The 19252-nt window shown below is 72.4% G+C and carries 12 protein-coding genes; 2 read left to right on the forward strand and 10 right to left on the reverse strand.

Annotated features, from left to right (window positions below):
* Window positions 1-107: 107 nt before the first annotated feature.
* Window positions 108-1034 carry a proline dehydrogenase family protein gene (locus tag AB0L75_RS15990; protein WP_365181148.1) on the reverse strand — a complete coding sequence of 309 codons (927 nt, stop codon included), beginning with the start codon at window positions 1032-1034 and terminating at the stop codon, window positions 108-110.
* Window positions 1035-1200: 166 nt separating this feature from the next.
* On the opposite strand from AB0L75_RS15990, the gene AB0L75_RS15995 reads away from it, so the two are divergent.
* Entirely contained in the window at window positions 1201-2520 is a 1320-nt protein-coding gene (locus tag AB0L75_RS15995) for a helix-turn-helix domain-containing protein (protein WP_365181149.1), read from the forward strand.
* Window positions 2521-2532: 12 nt separating this feature from the next.
* Here the strand turns inward: AB0L75_RS15995 and AB0L75_RS16000 are convergent, their stop codons facing one another.
* The 7 genes from AB0L75_RS16000 to AB0L75_RS16030 all read right to left on the reverse strand — a co-directional run bounded on the left by AB0L75_RS16000 (window position 2533) and on the right by AB0L75_RS16030 (window position 14623).
* On the reverse strand, window positions 2533-4095 hold the full coding sequence (locus tag AB0L75_RS16000) for an FAD-dependent monooxygenase (RefSeq protein WP_365181151.1): 1563 nt from the start codon (window positions 4093-4095) through the stop codon (window positions 2533-2535).
* 561 nt (window positions 4096-4656) lie between these two features.
* Entirely contained in the window at window positions 4657-6246 is a 1590-nt protein-coding gene (serA, locus tag AB0L75_RS16005) for a phosphoglycerate dehydrogenase (RefSeq protein WP_365181153.1), read from the reverse strand.
* A 239-nt stretch (window positions 6247-6485) separates the two neighbouring features.
* On the reverse strand, window positions 6486-7484 hold the full coding sequence (gene ilvC, locus AB0L75_RS16010) for a ketol-acid reductoisomerase (RefSeq protein ID WP_365181154.1): 999 nt from the start codon (window positions 7482-7484) through the stop codon (window positions 6486-6488).
* A 131-nt stretch (window positions 7485-7615) separates the two neighbouring features.
* Window positions 7616-8140, reverse strand: coding sequence for an acetolactate synthase small subunit (gene ilvN / locus AB0L75_RS16015; RefSeq protein ID WP_023546561.1), 525 nt, complete (start codon window positions 8138-8140; stop codon window positions 7616-7618).
* 22 nt (window positions 8141-8162) lie between these two features.
* Entirely contained in the window at window positions 8163-10010 is a 1848-nt protein-coding gene (locus AB0L75_RS16020) for an acetolactate synthase large subunit (RefSeq protein WP_365181156.1), read from the reverse strand.
* 243 nt (window positions 10011-10253) lie between these two features.
* Complete coding sequence (locus AB0L75_RS16025; RefSeq protein WP_365181158.1) at window positions 10254-13283, reverse strand: EAL domain-containing protein; 3030 nt, start codon at window positions 13281-13283, stop codon at window positions 10254-10256.
* Window positions 13284-13669: 386 nt separating this feature from the next.
* Entirely contained in the window at window positions 13670-14623 is a 954-nt protein-coding gene (locus AB0L75_RS16030) for a 2-hydroxyacid dehydrogenase (RefSeq protein ID WP_365181160.1), read from the reverse strand.
* A gap of 196 nt (window positions 14624-14819) precedes the next feature.
* Here AB0L75_RS16030 and AB0L75_RS16035 point away from each other — a divergent pair, with 196 nt between their 5' ends.
* A complete protein-coding gene (locus tag AB0L75_RS16035) occupies window positions 14820-15818 on the forward strand; it encodes an aldo/keto reductase (protein WP_365181162.1) in 999 nt (332 codons plus the stop codon).
* A 93-nt stretch (window positions 15819-15911) separates the two neighbouring features.
* Here AB0L75_RS16035 and AB0L75_RS16040 read toward each other — a convergent pair whose 3' ends face one another.
* Complete coding sequence (locus AB0L75_RS16040; RefSeq protein WP_365181164.1) at window positions 15912-16130, reverse strand: DUF6191 domain-containing protein; 219 nt, start codon at window positions 16128-16130, stop codon at window positions 15912-15914.
* Between the two features lie 49 nt (window positions 16131-16179).
* A complete protein-coding gene (locus AB0L75_RS16045) occupies window positions 16180-19224 on the reverse strand; it encodes an AAA family ATPase (RefSeq protein ID WP_365181166.1) in 3045 nt (1014 codons plus the stop codon).
* Window positions 19225-19252 lie beyond the last annotated feature (28 nt).

Below are 19252 nucleotides of genomic sequence, written 5' to 3' on the forward strand. Positions count from 1 at the left end.
CCTTGACTCCTTTCCAGGGATCTGGGTCCGGCTCAGCCGGCCGCAGGGCCGCGGCTGTTGGCCTCCGAAGCTCCTCGGAGACCGACAGCCGCGGCTCATCCAGCGCATCACCCCTTGCTGACCATCGACCTGAGGAAGAAGCGCAGGTTGGCCGGCTTCTCGGCGAGGCGCCGCATGAAGTAGCCGTACCAGTCGGTGCCGTAGGCGGTGTAGACGCGCATGCGGTGGCCCTCGGCGGCCAGCCGCAGGTGCTCCTCGCCGCGGATGCCGTAGAGCATCTGGAACTCGTACTCGTCGAGCTTGCGGCCGGCCTTGTGGGCCAGCTCCTGGGCGATGGCGATCAGGCGCGGGTCGTGGGACCCGATCATCGGGTACCCCTCCCCGTCCATGAGGATCCGCAGGATACGGACGTACGCCTTGTCTATCTCGTGCTTCTGCTGGTACGCGACCTCGGCGGGCTCCTTGTAGGCGCCCTTCACCAGGCGGACGCGGCTGCCGGCGGCGGCGAGGCGGCGGGCGTCGGCCTCGGTGCGGAAGAGGTAGGCCTGGATGACACAGCCGGTCTGCGGGAAGTCCCTCCGCAGCTCCTCGTGGATGGCGAACATCGAGTCGAGGGTGGTGTGGTCCTCCGCGTCCAGCGTCACGGTCGTACCGATCGCGGCGGCGGCCTCGACGACCGGGCGGACGTTGGCGAGGGCCAGCTCGTGACCGCCGGGGAGGGACTGGCCGAACATGGAGAGCTTGACGGACATCTCGACCCGCTCGCCCAGCTCCAGGTCCCGCAGGTGGTCGATCAGCGCCAGGTAGGCGTCCCGGGCGGCGGCGGCCTGCTCGGGGGTGGTGATGTCCTCGCCGACGACGTCCATCGTCAGCTCCAGGCCCTTGGCGGTCAGGTCCCTGATGATCGGCACGATGTCGGCCACGGTCTCGCCGGGGATGAAGCGGTCGACGACCTGCTTCGTCACCGGGGCCGCCGAGATCAGGCGTCGCATCCGGTCGCTGCGCGACGCGGCGAGAATCACGGGACCCAGCACGGGGCACCTCCACAGACAAAGCACCGAATACGGCCGTCACCCGACGATTCGGGTACGGCACGGAGAACCACCGTGAAACCTAAGGATCTCTCCGATCGTGAGCCATCGACAGCTGTCACGCATCCGTGCCCTGGATCTCAGACAACTGTATGAAGGCAGCCGGAAAATGAGGGAGAATGCCCGAGTGGCGGCGGATTTCAAGGCTTTCAAAGGTGACTACCAGGAGTTGGTCGACGAGATCTCGGAGCTGCTGGGCGTCCCGGCGACCCTGGAGAACCGCGACTTCGAACTGATCGCCTTCGGCGCGTACGACAGCGACGACGAGCTGGATCCCACCGCGCTGGACCCGGTGCGCACCCGCTCGATCCTGACCCGGCGCTCCACGGCGACCGTCCGGTCCTGGTTCGAGGGCTTCGGCATCACCCGCGCGACGGGCCCGGTGCGGATCCCGCCGAGCCCGGAGGCCGGCGTCTACCGCGGCCGGATCTGCCTGCCGGTACGCCATCGGGGGGTCGTACTCGGCTATGTCTGGCTGCTGGACGGGGATCCGGGGCCGACGGACGCGCAGCTGGCCGCGGCGATGGAGGTGGCCGACCGGATCGGCGCGCTGCTCGCGGACGAGGCGGAGGCCGGGGCCGGGCTGAGCCGGGAGCTGCGGGCGGTGCTCACGGCGGAACGGGGCTGGCAGCGGGAGATGGCGGTGGCCGAACTCCGCGCCGCGCTCGGCCCCCGCGCCGACGGGCCCCTCACCCTGGTCTGCGTCGCCCCCTGGCCGTCGGCCGACCCGGACGACGCCCCGGCCGCCCGTACGATCCCCCATGCCGCGGCACTGTGCACGCTTCCCTGGAGTGGGGGAACCTCGCACGCCCTCAAGCCAGCGGGGGAAGAGCAGAGCCTCGCGCTCCTGATACGCCTGCGCACCACAGAGGTCACCACCCCCGCGCTGACAGCGGCCGCACGATTGCTGAAGGAGGCCGAGGGGGCGGCGCGCGGGGCCGGGGCACGGGCGGCCGCGGCGGCCGCGGCGGGACTCACCGGAGCCGCGGCCCGGGGCGCCTCCGGCGCCGCAGGGGCCGCGTGCGGCGCCGGTGTCGGTGATCCCCGCGTCGGGCTCGCCGAGCTGGGCGCGGTCTGGCGGGAGGCCGCCGCCGCGGCGCGCGCCGCGCTGGCCGAGCCGCGGTTCGGGCCGGTCGCGCAGTGGGCGCGCATCGGGCCGTACCGGCTGCTGACCGCGCTGCCGCCGCAGGACGCGCACGATCCCGTGGTCGGCGCGCTGCTCTCCCCCGCCCATCGGGAGCTGGCCCGCACCACGGAGGTCTACCTCGACTGTGCGGGCCAGGCCGGACGCGCGGCCGGTGCGCTGGGCATCCACCGGCAGACGCTGTACTACCGCCTGTCCCGCGTGGAGCAGCTGACCGGACTCGACCTGGACGACGGCGAGGACCGGCTGCTGCTGCACATGGCGCTGAAGCGGGCGCGGCTGTAGCCGCCCGGGAGGTCAGGGCCTGCCGGTGATCGCGCTCAGGGCCGCGGCGAGGGTCGTGGCGGCCGGCGAGCCGTCGGGCCAGCGGGCGGCGATGTGGCCGTCCGGCCGGACGAGCAGGGCGCCGTGCGGACCGAGGCCGTACGGCTCGGTGTGCTCGGCGGGAAGCGGCTCGACGCGCAGCGGCGCGGCCACGGCCCTGCCGTGCGCCCAGGCCGCGGGGTCCGGGGTGAGCAGGGTGAACCAGGCGCCGACGGCGTCCAGCGTGGAGCGGCCGTCGCGGAGCCGGAGGTGGGGCAGGCGGTGACCCGGCTCCGGGGTGGGGACGTAGTCCGTACCGGGGGCGGACGGCTCCGGTGGGTCGGAGGTCTCGGGGAGGACGGCGGCGGAGTGGTAGGTGACGCCCAGGACCAGGCCGAGTTGGGCGAAGTACCGGTCCGTCCAGGGCAGTTCGACCTGGTCCGGCGCCGTATCACCGGTCCGCAGCTGTGCGAGGCGGCGGCTCTGCACCCCGCGCAGGAGCTGGGCGTTGGCCACCGCCTGGCGGAGCGTCTCGTGGGCGACGGGGTGCCGTTCCGGCGCGTAGGTGTCCGGCAGCCCCGGTCCGGCCCAGCCCTGGAGCACGCCCGCCAGTTTCCAGCACAGGTTGTGCACGTCGGCGACGCCGGCGTTCATGCCCAGGCCGCCGATGACGGGGACCGCGTGCGCGGCATCGCCCGCCAGCAGGATCCGGCCGTGCCCCAGGCGTTCCGCGACGAACGCGTCCATCACCCAGTGCTGGACGCGCCGCACCACGGGCCGTACGTCGGTGCCGGGGCCGACGGCGCGCGCGACGAGGCCGGCCCAGTCGGTGGCTTCGGCGCCGTCGGGCGTGGGACCGAACCAGGCCCAGCCCCCTTCGGGGTAGAGCGGTGTGAACGAGCCGTGCGCGGTGAAGTAGACCCCGGCGGGCTGCCGCGCGCACCAGCGGTCGAGACCGGCGTCGAACACGACGGTGGTGACGTCCGCCAGCGCGCCCGGACCGGCGGTACCGATGCCCAGCAGCCGCCGGACGGTGGAGTGCGCGCCGTCGGCGGCGAGGACGTACCGGGCGCGGATCCGCCTCTCGTCGCCGGTGCGGTGGTCGGCGAGCAGGGCTACGACACCGTCCGCCTCCTCGGTCAGGCCGACGAGTTCGGTCCCGAACCGCACCGGCGCGTCCGCCGCGTCGAGCAGCACCGGTTCCAGCCGGTCCTGCGAGGTGACCACGCCGAGCGCGGGGCTCTCGGGCACCGGGGCGTGCACCCCGACCATCGCCGCCGAGGCGAAGTCGCCGCCGCCGAGGGTGTCGCGGAAGCGGACCCGGCCGTACCGGGGCGCGAAGGCCCGGGCCGTGATCCGGTCGGCGAGCCCGAGCCCGCGGAAGATCTCCATCGAGCGTACGTTGACCAGCCGGGACCGGGGGAACGGCGACAACTCACGGTGCTTCTCGACCAGCAGGGCCCGTACCCCCCACTGCTCCAGCAGCGCCCGCGCGGTGAGCCCGACCGGGCCGCCGCCGACGATCAGCACCCCCGTCCCGGCGTCCGCTACGGGCATCTCGACCAGGGTTCCACGCGTGGAGTCCGGCGCATGAGCCCAATCTCCCGCACCCGACGACCGGCCGCAATCCGCGCATCTGCGTACCCCCGGCGAGGGCGAGCACTCGGTCGCGCTCATGGCGAAGCAGGCGGCGTTGATCGCGTGGGCGCCGGGGGGCCGGACTCCGCCAGGTGGTGAGACGGGACCGGCCGGCGTCGTTCGGGACGGTTGCGCGCGCTGTCGTGCCGTCGTAGAAGGTCACCGTGCCGCTCGGGGTGCCTGCGGCCGGGTCCGCCGGGAGCGGGGCGCCGCGCTGGACGCGGAGCGCCGTGACCGGGAGCCACCGGGTGCTGGTGGCCCGTGCGGTCGTCGAACTCGGGCCGGTGGAGCGGGTGCGCGATCCCGGCGCGCACTGCCGCCGGGTGGCGGATCGCTGTCGGTGCGAGGAGCCGGCGCTCCGGGAGGTGGCGAGGCGACCGGCGGCCCGCCATCGCGTCGAAACGGCGCGCTCGTGCTGGACGGGAGCGCAGCAGAACTCCCCCGGAGGGCGTACCGCCTCCGGGGGAGTTCGAGGTTGCCTCAGACCAGGTTCACCGAGCGGGCGGACGTCGCGCCGATCTCGGCGGCGACCTCGGCCAGCACGCCGGCGGCCACGGTGTCGTCGACGGTGAGCACGGCCAGCGCCTCGCCGCCCACCGCCGCACGCGCGACCTGCATGCCGGCGATGTTGATGCCCGCCTCGCCGAGGATGCGGCCCACGGTGCCGACGACACCGGGACGGTCCTCGTAGCGCAGGACGAGCATGTGGTCGGCGAGCGCGAGGTCGACGTCGTAGTCACCGACCGCCACGATCTTCTGGACGTGCTTCGGACCGGCCAGCGTGCCGGAGACCGACACCTCCTCGCCGTCCGCGAGCGTGCCGCGCACGGTCACCACGTTGCGGTGCTCGGCCGACTCGGAGCTGGTGGTCAGCCGCACCTCGACGCCGCGCTCCTGCGCGAACAGCGGCGCGTTGACGTACGACACCGTCTCGTCGACGACGTCCTCGAAGACGCCCTTGAGCGCGGACAGCTCCAGCACCTTCACGTCGTGCTGGGTGATCTCGCCGTAGACCTCGACGTCGAGGCGGTGCGCGACCTCACCGGCGAGCGCCGTGAAGATACGGCCGAGGCGCTCGGCGAGCGGCAGACCGGGCTTGACGTCCTCGGCGATGACACCGCCCTGGACGTTCACCGCGTCCGGGACCAGCTCGCCGGCGAGGGCGAGGCGGACGGACCTGGCGACGGCGATGCCCGCCTTCTCCTGGGCCTCGTCGGTGGAGGCACCGAGGTGCGGGGTGCACACGACCTGGTCGAGTTCGAAGAGCGGGGAGTCCGTGCAGGGCTCCTTGGCGTACACGTCGAGTCCGGCGCCGGCGACCCGGCCCTCCTTCAGCGCCGAGTACAGCGCCGCCTCGTCGACGATGCCGCCGCGGGCGGCGTTGACGATGCGCACGCTGGGCTTGACCTTGCGCAGCGCCTCGTCGCCGATCAGGCCGAGGGTCTCGGGGGTCTTGGGCAGGTGGACGGTGATGAAGTCGGAGACCTCCAGCAGCTCGTCCAGGGAGAGGACCTTCACGCCCATCTGCGCGGCCCGCGCGGGCTGGACGTAGGGGTCGTAGGCGACGACCTTCATGCCGAAGGCGGACATGCGCTGGGCGACCAGGGCGCCGATACGGCCGAGGCCGACGACACCGAGGGTCTTCTCGGCCAGCTCCACGCCCGTGTACTTGCTGCGCTTCCACTCGCCGTTCTTCAGCGCGCCGTTGGCCTGCGGGATGTTGCGGGCGGTGGCGAGGAGCAGACCGCAGGCCAGCTCGGCGGCGGTCACGATGTTGGAGGTCGGGGCGTTGACGACCATCACGCCGGCCTTGGTGGCGGCGGAGACGTCGACGTTGTCCAGGCCGACACCGGCCCGCGCGACGACCTTGAGCTTCTTCGCGGCGGCGACGGCCTCGGCGTCGACCTTGGTGGCGGAACGGATCAGGATCGCGTCGACTTCGGCGATGGCGGGGAGCAGTTCGGCTCGGTCCGCTCCGTTGCAGTGCCGGATCTCGAAGTCCGGGCCGAGTGCGTCCACGGTCGCGGGCGACAGCTCTTCAGCGATGAGTACGACGGGTTTCGAGCTCACGTGAGGTCCTCACAAGTCCAATGCGGACGGCCGTCCCGACGGCCGCTGGCGGTGGAGGGGGCTAGCCGCGGAAGACGCACGACGCTGTGGGCCTGACGCGTGTTGTGCAGCAGTGTAGTGGCGCTGAGCAGTCAGTCTTGCGCCTCTGCGGAAGGATCACCCGTCCGGGGCTGGACGGGGTGGACAACAAATGGACGACGGGGGCCGGAGCAGTCTGCCCCGGCCCCCTGACGTGAGACTTACGCCTCTTCGTTCACCCAGCTCATCAGCTTGCGCAGCTGCTTGCCGGTGGTCTCCAGCAGGTGCTCGGAGTCCTGCTGCTTGTACTCGTTGTACTTCTTCAGACCGCCGTGGTACTCGTCCATCCAGTTCTGGGCGAAGGAGCCGTCCTGGATCTCGGCGAGGACCTTCTTCATCTCGGCCTTGGTGGCGTCGGTGATGATGCGCGGGCCGGTGACGTAGTCGCCCCACTCGGCGGTCTCCGAGATGGACCAGCGCATCTTCTCCAGGCCGCCCTCGTACATGAGGTCCACGATCAGCTTCAGCTCGTGCAGGCACTCGAAGTAGGCGATCTCCGGCTGGTAACCGGCCTCGGTCAGGGTCTCGAAGCCCGCCTTGACCAGCGCGGCCGTACCACCGCAGAGGACGGCCTGCTCGCCGAAGAGGTCGGTCTCGGTCTCCTCGGTGAAGGTCGTCTTGATGACGCCGGCGCGGGTGCCGCCGATGCCCTTGGCGTACGACAGCGCCAGCGCGAAGGCGTTGCCGCTCGCGTCCTGCTCGACGGCCACGATGCAGGGAACGCCGCGGCCCTCCTCATACTGACGGCGGACCAGGTGGCCCGGGCCCTTCGGGGCGACCATGCAGACGTCCACGCCGGCCGGGGGCTTGATGAAGCCGAAGCGGATGTTGAAGCCGTGGCCGAAGAACAGGGCGTCGCCGTCGTTCAGGTGCGGGGCGATGTCCTTCTCGTAGACCTGGGCCTGGATCGGGTCCGGGACGAGGATCATGATGACGTCGGCCTCGGCGGCGGCCTCGGCCGGGGTCACCACGCGCAGGCCCTGCTCCTCGGCCTTGGCCTTGGACTTGGAGCCCTCGTGCAGACCGACACGGACGTCGACACCGGAGTCACGCAGCGACAGCGCGTGGGCGTGGCCCTGGCTGCCGTAGCCGATGACCGCGACCTTGCGGCCCTGGATGATGGACAGGTCGGCGTCAGCGTCGTAGAACAGCTCGGCCACTTTGGGTTCTCTCCTTGGTGTGCAGGTTGTGCGTCCCACCGTATGACGGTGCGGGGAAGGGAAGTCTCGGGGTCTCGGTATCCGGGCGGACGGTGTGTCGCCGACCGCCCGGTTTCAGCCGTACTTCAGCTTTACGCGGATCGGTCCAGAGCGCGCAGCGAACGGTCGGTGATCGAACGGGCGCCGCGGCCGATGGCGATCGTGCCGGACTGCACCAGCTCCTTGATGCCGAACGGCTCCAGCATCTTGAGCATGGCGGACAGCTTGTCACTCGATCCGGTGGCCTCGATGGTGACGGCCTCCGGGGAGACGTCGACGGTTTTGGCGCGGAACAGCTGGACGATCTCGACGATCTGGGAGCGGGTCTCGTTGTCGGCGCGGACCTTCACCAGGACGAGTTCGCGCTGCACGGCCTGACCGGGCTCCAGCTCGACGATCTTCAGCACGTTGACGAGCTTGTTGAGCTGCTTCGTCACCTGCTCCAGCGGGAGGTCCTCGACCCCCACCACGATGGTGATGCGGGAGATGTCGGGGTGCTCGGTGACACCGACTGCGAGCGAGTCGATGTTGAAGCCGCGCCGTGAGAACAGGGCGGCGATCCGGGCGAGGATGCCCGGTGTGTTCTCCACCAGGACGGAGAGCGTGTGCTTGGACATGATCTCTTCTGCTCTTCCTCGCTCAGTCGTCTTCGTTGTCGCCGAAGTCGGGGCGGACGTCCCGGGCGGCCATGATCTCGTCGTTGGAGGTGCCGGCGGCGACCATCGGCCACACCATCGCGTCCTCGTGGACGATGAAGTCGATGACGACCGGGCGGTCGTTGATGGAGTTCGCCTCTTCGATGACCTTGTCCAGGTCCTCGGGGCGCTCGCAGCGCAGGCCCACGCAGCCCATCGCCTCGGAGAGCTTCACGAAGTCCGGCACGCGCGTGCCCTTCGCGTCCGGGTTGATGTCCTCCGGGCCGCTGTGCAGCACGGTGTTGGAGTAGCGCTGGTTGTAGAACAGGGTCTGCCACTGGCGGACCATCCCGAGGGCGCCGTTGTTGATGATGGCGACCTTGATCGGGATGTTGTTCAGGGCGCAGGTGGTCAGTTCCTGGTTGGTCATCTGGAAGCAGCCGTCGCCGTCGATCGCCCAGACCGTACGGCCCGGTTGTCCGGCCTTGGCGCCCATGGCGGCCGGGACCGCGTAGCCCATGGTTCCGGCGCCGCCGGAGTTGAGCCAGGTGGCGGGCTTGTCGTACTGGATGAAGTGCGCGGCCCACATCTGGTGCTGGCCGACGCCCGCCGCGAAGATCGTGCCCTCGGGCGCGAGTTGGCCGACGCGCTCGATGACCTGCTGCGGGGACAGCGAGCCGTCCTCGGGCTGGTCGTAGCCGAGCGGGTAGGTGTCGCGCCAGCGGCTGAGGTCGCTCCACCAGGCGGTGTAGTCGCCCTTGTGGCCCTCGCTGTGCTCCTTCTGCACGGCCTGGACCAGGTCGGCGATGACCTCGCGGGCGTCGCCGACGATCGGCACGTCCGCGGCGCGGTTCTTGCCGATCTCGGCCGGGTCGATGTCGGCGTGGACGATCTTGGCGTACGGAGCGAAGCTGTCCAGCTTGCCGGTGACACGGTCGTCGAAGCGGGCACCGAGGGCGACGATCAGGTCGGCCTTCTGCAGCGCGGTGACGGCGGTGACCGCACCGTGCATGCCCGGCATTCCCACGTGCAGCGGGTGGCTGTCGGGGAATGCGCCGAGCGCCATCAGGGTGGTGGTGACGGGCGCTCCGGTGAGTTCGGCGAGGACCTTCAGCTCGGCGGTCGCGTGCGCCTTGATGACGCCGCCGCCGACGTAGAGGACGGGCCGCCGGGCGGAGGTGATCAGTTTGGCCGCCTCGCGGATCTGCTTGGCGTGCGGCTTGGTCACCGGGCGGTAGCCGGGCAGGTCCATGGTGGGCGGCCAGGAGAAGACCGTCTTCGCCTGGAGGGCGTCCTTGGCGATGTCGACCAGGACCGGGCCCGGGCGGCCGGTGGAGGCGATGTGGAACGCCTGCGCGATGACCCGCGGGATGTCCTCGGCCTTGGTGACGAGGAAGTTGTGCTTGGTGATCGGCATGGTGATGCCGACGATGTCCGCCTCCTGGAAGGCGTCCGTGCCGATCGACTTCGAGGCGACCTGGCCGGTGATCGCGACCAGCGGCACGGAGTCCATGTGGGCGTCGGCGATCGGCGTGACCAGGTTGGTGGCGCCCGGGCCCGATGTGGCCATGCAGACGCCGACCTTGCCGGTGGCCTGCGCGTAGCCGGTGGCCGCGTGGCCGGCGCCCTGCTCGTGGCGGACCAGGACATGACGGACTCTCGTCGAGTCCATCAGGGGGTCGTACGCCGGCAGGATCGCGCCGCCGGGAATGCCGAATACCGTGTCAGCGCCGACCTCCTCGAGGGAGCGGATGAGGGACTGCGCACCCGTGACGTGCTCGACGGGGGCGGACTGCTGTCCTCCGGATCGGGGCCGCGGCTGCGGATGGGCCCCGGTGGCCTGCTCGGTCATCGGCATTCTCTTCTCGATGCTGAGGGTTTTTGCGAGGTTTGTACGGAGTTCAAGCGCTGCACGAAAGGCGCTCGTGCAACAAAAAACCCCTCGTGCCGTAGGGCAAGCGAGGGGAGCGCGCCGGTGAGGTCGCTGGGGATTCCGGATCGTCCTCCGGTGGGTCCCAGCTCAGCCGACGCGCTGTCCAAGTACGAGAATTCGGGTGCGCATGGCACTGACCCTCCCCCCGACGCGCACCAGGTGTCAAGTGGGTGGGACAGGAGTCTCAGAATGTGAGCGAAGGGCACTGCCGCCTCCCAGGACAGCGGGGACACCACCTGTGTACACCCCCGCGCGCCCCTGTGGCTCCCTGAGGCTTCCGGCGAACGCCGGCTCGCCCGGTGCGTGCGGCACTGGATAGTGGCCGGTCCCCAGCGCCCGGCGCAGCCGGTACTCGTCCAGCGGCCCGGCGAACGCCATGCCCTGCCCATGGGTGCAGCCCATCGCGCGCAGCGCGACCACCTGCTCCGGCAGGTCCACGCCCTCGGCCACGGACTGCATCCCGAGATCCCCGGCGATCCGCAGCAGACCGCTGGTGATCTTGTGCAGCCGCGCGGACTCCACGACGCCCTCGACCAGGCTGCGATCGAGTTTCAAGACGTCTACGGGGAGCCTTCTGAGGGCGGTGATGGCCGCGTAGCCGCTGCCGAAGCCGTCCAGCGCGATCCGCACCCCGAGCCGGCTGAGCGCGGTCAGCCTGCGCTCCAGTTCCTCCAAGGGGATCCGCGGATCGGTGTCGGACAGCTCGACGACCAGTGCGCCGGGCGGCAGCCCGTGCCGGGTCAGCAGCGCCTCCACCGGGCCCAGCGGCATGGAGCGGTCCAGCAGCCGCCGGGCGCCGACACGTACTGTCACCGGGACGACCATTCCGGTGGCCGCCCGCTCGGCGGCCTGCTCCACGGCCTCCTGCAGGATCCAGCGGTCCAGCTCGGCGGTCTTGTCGCCGTCCTCGGCCACCCGCAGGAACTCGGCCGGGGTGAACAGCACGCCCTGCGAGGAGCGCCAGCGCGCCTGCGCGGAGACCGCCGCGATCCGGCCGTCGCCCAGGCCCACCACCGGCTGGTGCAGCAGCGCGAACTCGCCGTCGTGCAGTGCGGCGCGCAGCCGGGTGGCCAGCTCCGCCTTGCGTACGACGTCCTGCTGCATCTGCGGTTTGTACAGCTCCACCCGGCCCTTTCCGGCCGCCTTCGCGCGGTACATCGCGAGGTCGGCGTTGCGCAGCAGCTCGCCCGCGCCGAGGCCCGGTTCGGCGAACGCGACGCCGATGGAGGCGTTGACCCGGACATCGTTGCCGTCGATGGCGTACGGCTGGGAGAGGGTCAGCCTGAGCCGGTCGGCCAGCTCCAGGATGTTGCGCTCCCGGGCGGCGCGGTCGCGGGTGCCGTCCCCGACGATCAGGGCCGCGAACTCGTCGCCGCCCAGCCGGGAGGCGGTGTCCCCCTGCCGGACCGCGTCCTGGAGTCTGCGGGCGGCCTGGACGAGCAGTTCGTCCCCGGCCTGGTGCCCGATGGTGTCGTTGACGGCCTTGAAACCGTCCAGGTCGATGAAGAGCACGGCCGTGTTGCGCAGGGCGGTGCCCCGGTCGGTGGCGCGACGGCCGGACAGGGCCTGCTGGACGCGCCGGGTGAACAGCGCGCGGTTGGGCAGGTCGGTCAGTGGGTCGTGCTCGGCGTTGTGCTGCAACTGCGCCTGCAGGCGCACCCGTTCGGTCACGTCGCGGCTGTTGAAGATCAGCCCGCCGTGGTGGCGGTTGACGGTCGACTCCACGTTGAGCCAGCCGCCGTCGCCGGACCGGAAGCGGCACTCGATGCGGGTGGTGGGTTCGTCCAGCGGGCTGACGGCGAGGAAGCGGCGCACCTCGTGCACCACGCAGCCCAGGTCCTCCGGGTGGATCAGGCCGGCCAGCTCTCTGCCGACCAGTTCCTCGGCGGGCCGGCCGTAGACACCGGCGGCGGCCGGGGAGACGTAGCGCAGGATGCCGTTGGGCGCGGCGATCATGATCACGTCGCTGGAGCCCTGCACCAGGGAGCGGAAGTGGTTCTCCTTCTGCGCGAGTTCCTGGGTGAGGGTGATGTTGTCCAGCAGCATGATGCCCTGCCGGATGACGAGCGCGAGCACGACGGCGCCCGCGGTGATCAGAACCACGTGGTCGGGTCGGCGGCCGTTGAGGACGTTGTACAGGATGCCCAGGGTGCACACGGCGGCGGCGAGGTACGGGGTGAGTGCGGCGAGGGAGCCGGTGAGCGGCCGGCCGGACGGATACCGGCTGTGATCGCCTCCCGGGGCGGGCACGGACACGGGCGGGTGCGCCGTGCCGCGCTGGCCGGGCAGGTGCTCGTGGACCACGCGCGTGTGCCCGTCCGGTCCGTGGGCCTCCTGCGCGCCCTTGCCGCGGGGCGCGGCCCAGGGGGCGTAGGCGAGCAGCAGCGAACCGGCGAACCAGCCCGCGTCCAGCAGCTGCCCGGAGCGGTAACTGCTGTGCAGCAGCGGCGAGGTGAACAGCGCGTCGCACATCACGGTCAGCGCGAGCGCGCCGATCGCCGTGTTCACCGCGGTGCGGTTGCCCGGGGTGCGGCGGAAGTGCAGCGCGAGCACCATGCTGACGAGCGCGATGTCGAGCAGCGGGTACGCCAGCGACAGCGCGGTGTGCGCCACGCTCGGCCCGTCGAACCGGGCCGCCTGGGCGAGCGCGAGGCTCCACGACAGCGTGAGCAGCGAGCCGCCGATCAGCCAGGCGTCCAGCCCCAGGCAGATCCAGCCGGCCCTGGTCACCGGCCGTTTGGCGAGCACCAGCAGGCCCACGATCGCGGGCGGCGCGAAGCACAGGAAGAACAGGTCGGCGTAGGAGGGGCTGGGCACGGGCCGCCCGAGGACGACCTCGTACCACCCCCAGACCGCGTTGCCGAGGGCCGCCATCGCCGAGGAGAGGGCGAACAGCAGCCAGGCCGAGCGGAAGCGGACGCGCGGATTGCGGGCGTACAGGAAGCATGAGACGGCGGCGGTGCCCGCCGCGGCGCTCAGCCCGAAGTCGCCCATGATCAGCGCCATCTCGCCCGCGCCCCAGTCGCACGCGGCCCCGACGGCGTAGGCCGCGCAGACCAGGGCGAGGACGAGCTGCTCCAGCGTGCGGGTGGCCTCGCCGGCGGCCGGCCGGCGAAGCAGCTGCGCCTGCTGCGGGAGCGATGCGCGCACCGCTCCGTCCAGGGCGGTGGTCACCGAGGGTGGCGCGCTCACCGGGGCCTCCCGGTGAGCGCCGCTCCCGGGTCCCGACGGTCCCGGTGCGCTGGGTGCGTATGCCTCCTGCGGGCGCTGTTCCTGCGCTGGTGATGACTGGTGTGGTGGCCGCGCCTGCGCGCGGCTGTGCGCCAGGGCCGCCGTCGGCGGCTCCGCCGCGTCGGATCGTTCGTCCATAGGCCGTGCATCGCCCGTCGCCCCCCTCACAAATCTGAAATGTCCATCCCCGGCGCCGAACATCGACGGCGCAGCCCCTGTCGGGACGATACACCAGGATCGTCACTCAGGGACATAGCTTCTCTACGCTCCGTGACGACCAGCACCGATGCGGGTACGGGCCGCGTCCGAGAGGTTGCGGAGGGTGCCGAACGGGAGGGCCGGGAGGATCACGCCCCTGTCGTGAGGATCACGTTGCGCAGGGGTTCGTGGCGCACGAACCGGGTCAGCTGGTCGACGAGCAGCCGCTTGGCGCGCGGCAGGAAGGCCGAGGAGGGCCCGCCCACATGCGGGCTGATGAGCACGCCGGGGGCCTGCCAGAGCGGGTGTCCGGGCGGCAGCGGCTCGGGATCGGTGACGTCGAGGGCCGCGCCGATGCGGCCGTTCTCCACCTCCGCGAGCAGCGCCTTGGTGTCGACGACGGGACCGCGCGACACGTTGACGAGCAGCGCCCCGTCCTTCATCCGCGCCAGGAACTCGGCGTCCACCAGCCCCCGCGTCTGCTCCGTCAAGGGCGTGGAGAGGATCACGACGTCAGCGTGTGGAAGCAGGGAGGGCAATTCGGTGAGCGGGTGCACCGGACCGCGCGCCGTGGTGCGCTCAGAGCGCGCGACGCGCGCCACCCGCGCGAGTTCAAAGGGCGCGAGCCGGTCCTCGATGGCGGCGCCGATCGAGCCGTAGCCGACGATGAGGACGCTCTTGTCGGCGAGGGAGGGGTGGAACGCGCTCTCCCAGCGCTCCTGTTGCTGGGCGCGGACGAAACCGGGGATGCCGCGCAGGGAGGCGAGGGTCAGGGTGAGCGCGAGTTCGGCGGTGCTCGTCTCGTGCACCCCGCGCGCGTTGCACAGCTGCACGCCCGGCCGGATGGACGACAGCCGCGCGGTGACGTCGTCGACGCCGGCCGTCAGCGTCTGGATGACCCGCACATGGGTCAGCTGCTCCAGGGGACGCACCCTGACCGTCCACCGCTTCATGTACGGCACCACGTACAGGACGCAGTCCGCCGGGTCGCCGGGAAACGGCTGCTCCCCGTCGTCGCCCCCGTCCCAGAACAGATACCGGGGCCCCTCGGGCAGTCCCTCGATCTCCTCCGGCGCTATGGGAAGCCACACGTCTTCAGTCATGGCATGGAGGCTATGGCCTGCCCGGCGGATCCGGCCGGACAACATCCGCGCCCGCCGATCAGCACAGGTGAGCGCGGGCACGGGGGTGCTACCGCGGGTGACTTCGGGGCGGTGCCCGCCGGGCGGCCCCTCGGTCGGGTACGCGCGCGTGCAGAGGTTAGGTTGGGGGCCGGGGCAAAGGGAGGTTCACGAGCAGGTGGAGCGCAGGACGATCGGCGCGGGGGCGCTCGGGGTGGGGGCCGTCGGACTCGGGTGCATGCCGATGAGCTGGGCGTACAGCGGGTCGCGGCAGCGGGGCGACGAATCGGTCAGGACCGTGCACCGGGCGCTGGATCTGGGCTCGACCCTCCTCGACACGGCGGACATGTACGGCCCGTTCACCAACGAGCTGCTGCTCGGCCGGGTGCTGAAGGAGCGGCGCGCGGACGCCTTCGTGTCGACGAAGGTCGGGCTGCTGGTGGGCGAGCAGCACATCGTGGCCAACGGCCGCCCCGGGTATGTGAAACGGGCCTGCGACGCCTCGCTGCGGCGCCTGCAGACGGACGTGATCGACCTCTACCAGCTGCACCGCGCCGACCCCGAGGTCCCCGTCGAGGAGACCTGGGGCGCGATGGCCGAGCTGGTGCGGGCCGGCAAGGTGCGGGCACTGGGCCTGTGCGCGGTGGGCGCGCGCGGTGGCCGCCGCTTCGGTACGGGGCTGCACGATGCCACCCTGCGCCAGCTGCAGCGGGTGCAGCAGGTGTTCCCGGTGGCCGCGGTGGAGGCGGAGCTGTCGGTGTGGTCGCCGGAGGCCCTGCGGGCGCTGCTGCCGTGGTGCGCGGCGCGGGGCGTGGGCCTGCTCGCGGCGATGCCGCTGGGCAACGGCTTCCTGACCGGCACGCTGACCCCCGGCGAGGGCTTCGAACCGGACGACGTCCGGGCCCGCCATCCCCGTTTCACCGCCGAGATGATGGCGGCCAACCAGCCGATCGTCGCGGGCCTGCGCCGTATCGCGCGCCGGCACGGCGAGCAGGTCACCGCGGCCCAGGTGGCCCTGGCCTGGGTCCTGGCCCAGGGCCGTCATGTGATCGCCCTACCGGGCACGAAGCGGGAACGCTGGGCCGTGGAGAACGCGGCGGCGGCCGGGCTGCGCCTGACCGAGGAGGACCTGGCGGAGGTGTCCCGGCTGCCTGCGGGACAGGGGTCCTGGGACTGAGCGGCCAGGGGTCCTGGGACCGGGGGTTCCCTCCCGGGATCGGTCGGGTGGAACGGGAACCCGGACGGGGCGGGACAGCGCAGGCCGGACCGCTCACGCCTCCCCGGCGTCTTCCCGGCGGCTGTCCACCGGCTCCTCGTCGGCGGGCAGTGGGCCGGGAAGCCGTATGACGGCCTTTCCGGACGTCAGGTCGATGGGCCCCCGCCCGGGGTCGGCGTCCCCCACGTCCTCGACGGTCAGTTCCAGTCGGTTCTGCTCGTCCCGGGTGTGTTTGCGGCCCGGCGCGAACAGTTCCTCGAAGGCGTTGAACACGGCCCCTCCCCCGCTTGCTCCCCCTTGCGGCTTTCCCCCAGCGTAGGTCTCACCCCGCCGTCGGGGCAGTGAGCGTCTCGGCCGGAAACAGCCCCAGCCGGTGTGCCGTCGCCGCGGCCTCTCCCCGGCCCGAGACACCGAGCTTGCCCAGGATGTTGGAGACGTGGACGCTCGCGGTCTTCGGGGAGATGAACAGCTCCTCGGCTATCTGGCGGTTGGTGCGGCCGACCGAGACCAGGCGCAGCACGTCCCGCTCCCGGCTGGTGAGGCCGAGGGCCGCGGCCGGGTCGGCGGGGGCGAGGGCCTGCCTGGGGGTGCCGATCAGGGTGAGGCGGGCGCGCTGGGCGAGCCGCGCGACGGCATCGGCGAGGGACCGGGCGTCGAGGTGGGCGGCGACCGCGTCGGCCAGCCGGAGCAGCTCCACCGCGCGGTCGCGTTCGTCGTCGCCGCCGGCGGCGCCGAGGAGGGCCGCGGCGAGGCGGTGGCGGACCCGGGCGAGTGCGTAGGGGCGGTCCAGGCACTCGAAGGCGGTGACGACCGGCGACCAGTCGTCGGCGGTGTCCGTGCCGTCCGCGCGGCGCAGTTCGGCGCGGGTCCACTGGCCGTAGGCCTGCCAGAGCGGGGCGGTGGTGGGGAGGGTCCGCGCGGCTGCGCCGAGGCGGTCGAGGATCTCGGCGCGGCCCGTCCGGGCGGCGGGCAGGGTGCGGGCCTCGGCCTCCGCGGTGGCGGCGGCCCGCAGCAGCGGCCAGCCGTAGCGGTGGGTGCCGGGCGGGAAACCGGCGTCCAGGGCCCGCAGCAGTTCGGCGCGGGCGTCGGCGATACGGCCCTCCTCGGCGGCGACCCCGAGGGCGACCCGGGCCAGCGGCAGGGACTGCTGGGGCATCGGGTCGTGGGTGCCCCAGTGGGCGCGGGCCGCGGCGAGTTGCCGGCCCGCCTCGGCGAGGTCGCCGCGGGCCAGGGCGAGGTGGGCCAGGCGCAGGGCACCCGCGCCCCGGGGCTTGGCGCCATGGCCGACCCCGGTCGCGCGGGTGGCGACCTCGGCGGCCTCCGTCCACTGTCCGATCGAGTAGAGCGCCTCGGACAGGTTGCCCCGCATCCAGGCCTCGGAGTCCATCAGCCCGTAGTCACGGGCGAAGTCGATGCCCTCGCGCAGCAGGGGGACGGCCTCCCGGTCGCGGCCGAGGCTCTGCAGTTCGGACGGCAGGTTCACATAGGCGCGCCCCGCGACCTGGCGCACGCCCTCGGCGAGGGTGTCGTGCAGCACCTGCCGTGCCTCGGCGAGGCCGGTCTCGGTGTCGCCGGAGTCCACCTTGAGGCAGCCGAGGGTGAGGCGGGCGTGCAGTTCGATGTCGCGGGCGCCGACCATGCGCGCGTACTCCACGGCGCGCTCGGCGGCGGCGAAGGCCTCGGGGCCGGGCCGGTGCAGCATGGACCAGTTGGCGACGAGGGCCAGCACCTCGGCGTGCACCTCGGACGGGGGCAGGCCGCGCACCAGGTCCTGGGCGGTGGCCAGTTCCTGCCAGCCGTCGCCGCGGGCCTGGGCCTGGACGAGCCGGGAGCGCTGCACCCAGAACCAGGCGGCGCGCAAGGGGTCCGGGTCCTCCTCCAGAAGGCGCAACGCCCTCTTGGTGATCTTCAGGGCGCGCTCCCGTTCGCCGCCGAAGCGGCCCGCGACGGCGGCTTCGGCCATCAGGTCGAGACAGCGCAGCGGGGTGGTGGCGGGGTCGCAGCCGCAAGGGGGGTAGACCTCGGTGTAGTCGACCGGGCGCAGGGCGGCGCGCACCTCCTCCGGGGCGCTGTCCCACAGCTCCATCGCCCGCTCCAGGAGCCCGAGTTGCTCGGTGTAGGCGTGCCGGCGGCGGGCCGCGACGGAGGCGTCCAGGACGGCGGGGAGGGCCTTGGCGGCGTCGTGGGCGTGGTACCAGTAGCTGGCCAGGCGCATCACGCGCGCGTCGGCCGGGACGAGCGCGGGCTCGGCCTCCAGGGCTTCGGCGTAGCGGCGGTTGAGCCGGGAGCGTTCGCCGGGCAGCAGGTCGTCGGCGACGGCCTCGCGGACCAGGGAGTGCCGAAAGCGGTAGCCGTCGCCGGTCCGGGTGGCGGTGAGGATGTTCGCGCCGACGCAGGCCCGCAGGGCCTCGATGAGGTCGTCCTCGGTGAGCCCGGCGACGGCGGCGATCAGCCGGTACTCCACGGTGGAGCCGCCCTCGGCGACGACCCGGGCGACCCGCTGGGCGCTCTCGGGCAGTGTCTCGACCCGGACCAGCAGCAGGTCGCGCAGGGAGTCGGTGAGGCCGGTGCAGTGGCCGTCGCAGGTGGCGACGGCGAGTTCCTCGACGAAGAAGGCGTTGCCGTCGGAGCGTTCGAAGATCTCGTCCACTTGGGCCGGGTCGGGCTCGGCGGCGAGGATCCCGGCGATCTGGCGGCCGACCTCCTCGCGGGTGAAGCGGCCGAGTTCGACACGGCGGACGGTGCGCAGCCGGTCGAGTTCGGCGAGCAGGGGGCGCAGTGGGTGGCGGCGGTGGATGTCGTCGGAGCGGTAGCTGGCGAGGACGAGGAGCCGGCCGGCGCGCAGCGTGCGGAAGAGGTAGGCGAGGAGGTGCCGGGTGGAGGCGTCGGCCCAGTGCAGGTCCTCCAGGACCAGCACGACCGGCTGCTCGGCGGCGACCTGTTCCAGCAGCCGGGCGGTGAGTTCGAACAGGCGGGCCATGCCCTGCTCGTCGTGGCGGCCGGCGCCGGCCTCGCCCAGGTCGGGCAGGAGGCGGGCCAGTTCCTCCTCCTGTCCCCGGGCGGCGGCGGCGAACTCCTCGGGCAGGGCGTCGCGCAGGGCGCGCAGCGCGGTGGAGAAGGGGGCGAACGGAAGTCCGTCGGCGCCGATCTCCACGCAGCCGCCGACGGCGACGACGGCATGCCGGGCGGCGGCCGTGGCGAACTCCTCGACGAGGCGGGTCTTGCCGACCCCCGCCTCCCCGCCGAGCAGCAGCGCCTGCGGCTCGCCGGCGCGGGCGCGGGCGAGCGTGTCGTTCAAGGTGTCCAGCTCGACGGTGCGGCCGACGAACACGGGACTGACGGACCTGGTCTCCACGGGCCAGAGCATCGCACGAGGCTCGGACAGCTGGGCACCC

The sequence above is a fragment of the Streptomyces sp. NPDC052101 genome (assembly GCF_040680235.1).
Classification (GTDB): Bacteria; Actinomycetota; Actinomycetes; order Streptomycetales; family Streptomycetaceae; genus Streptomyces.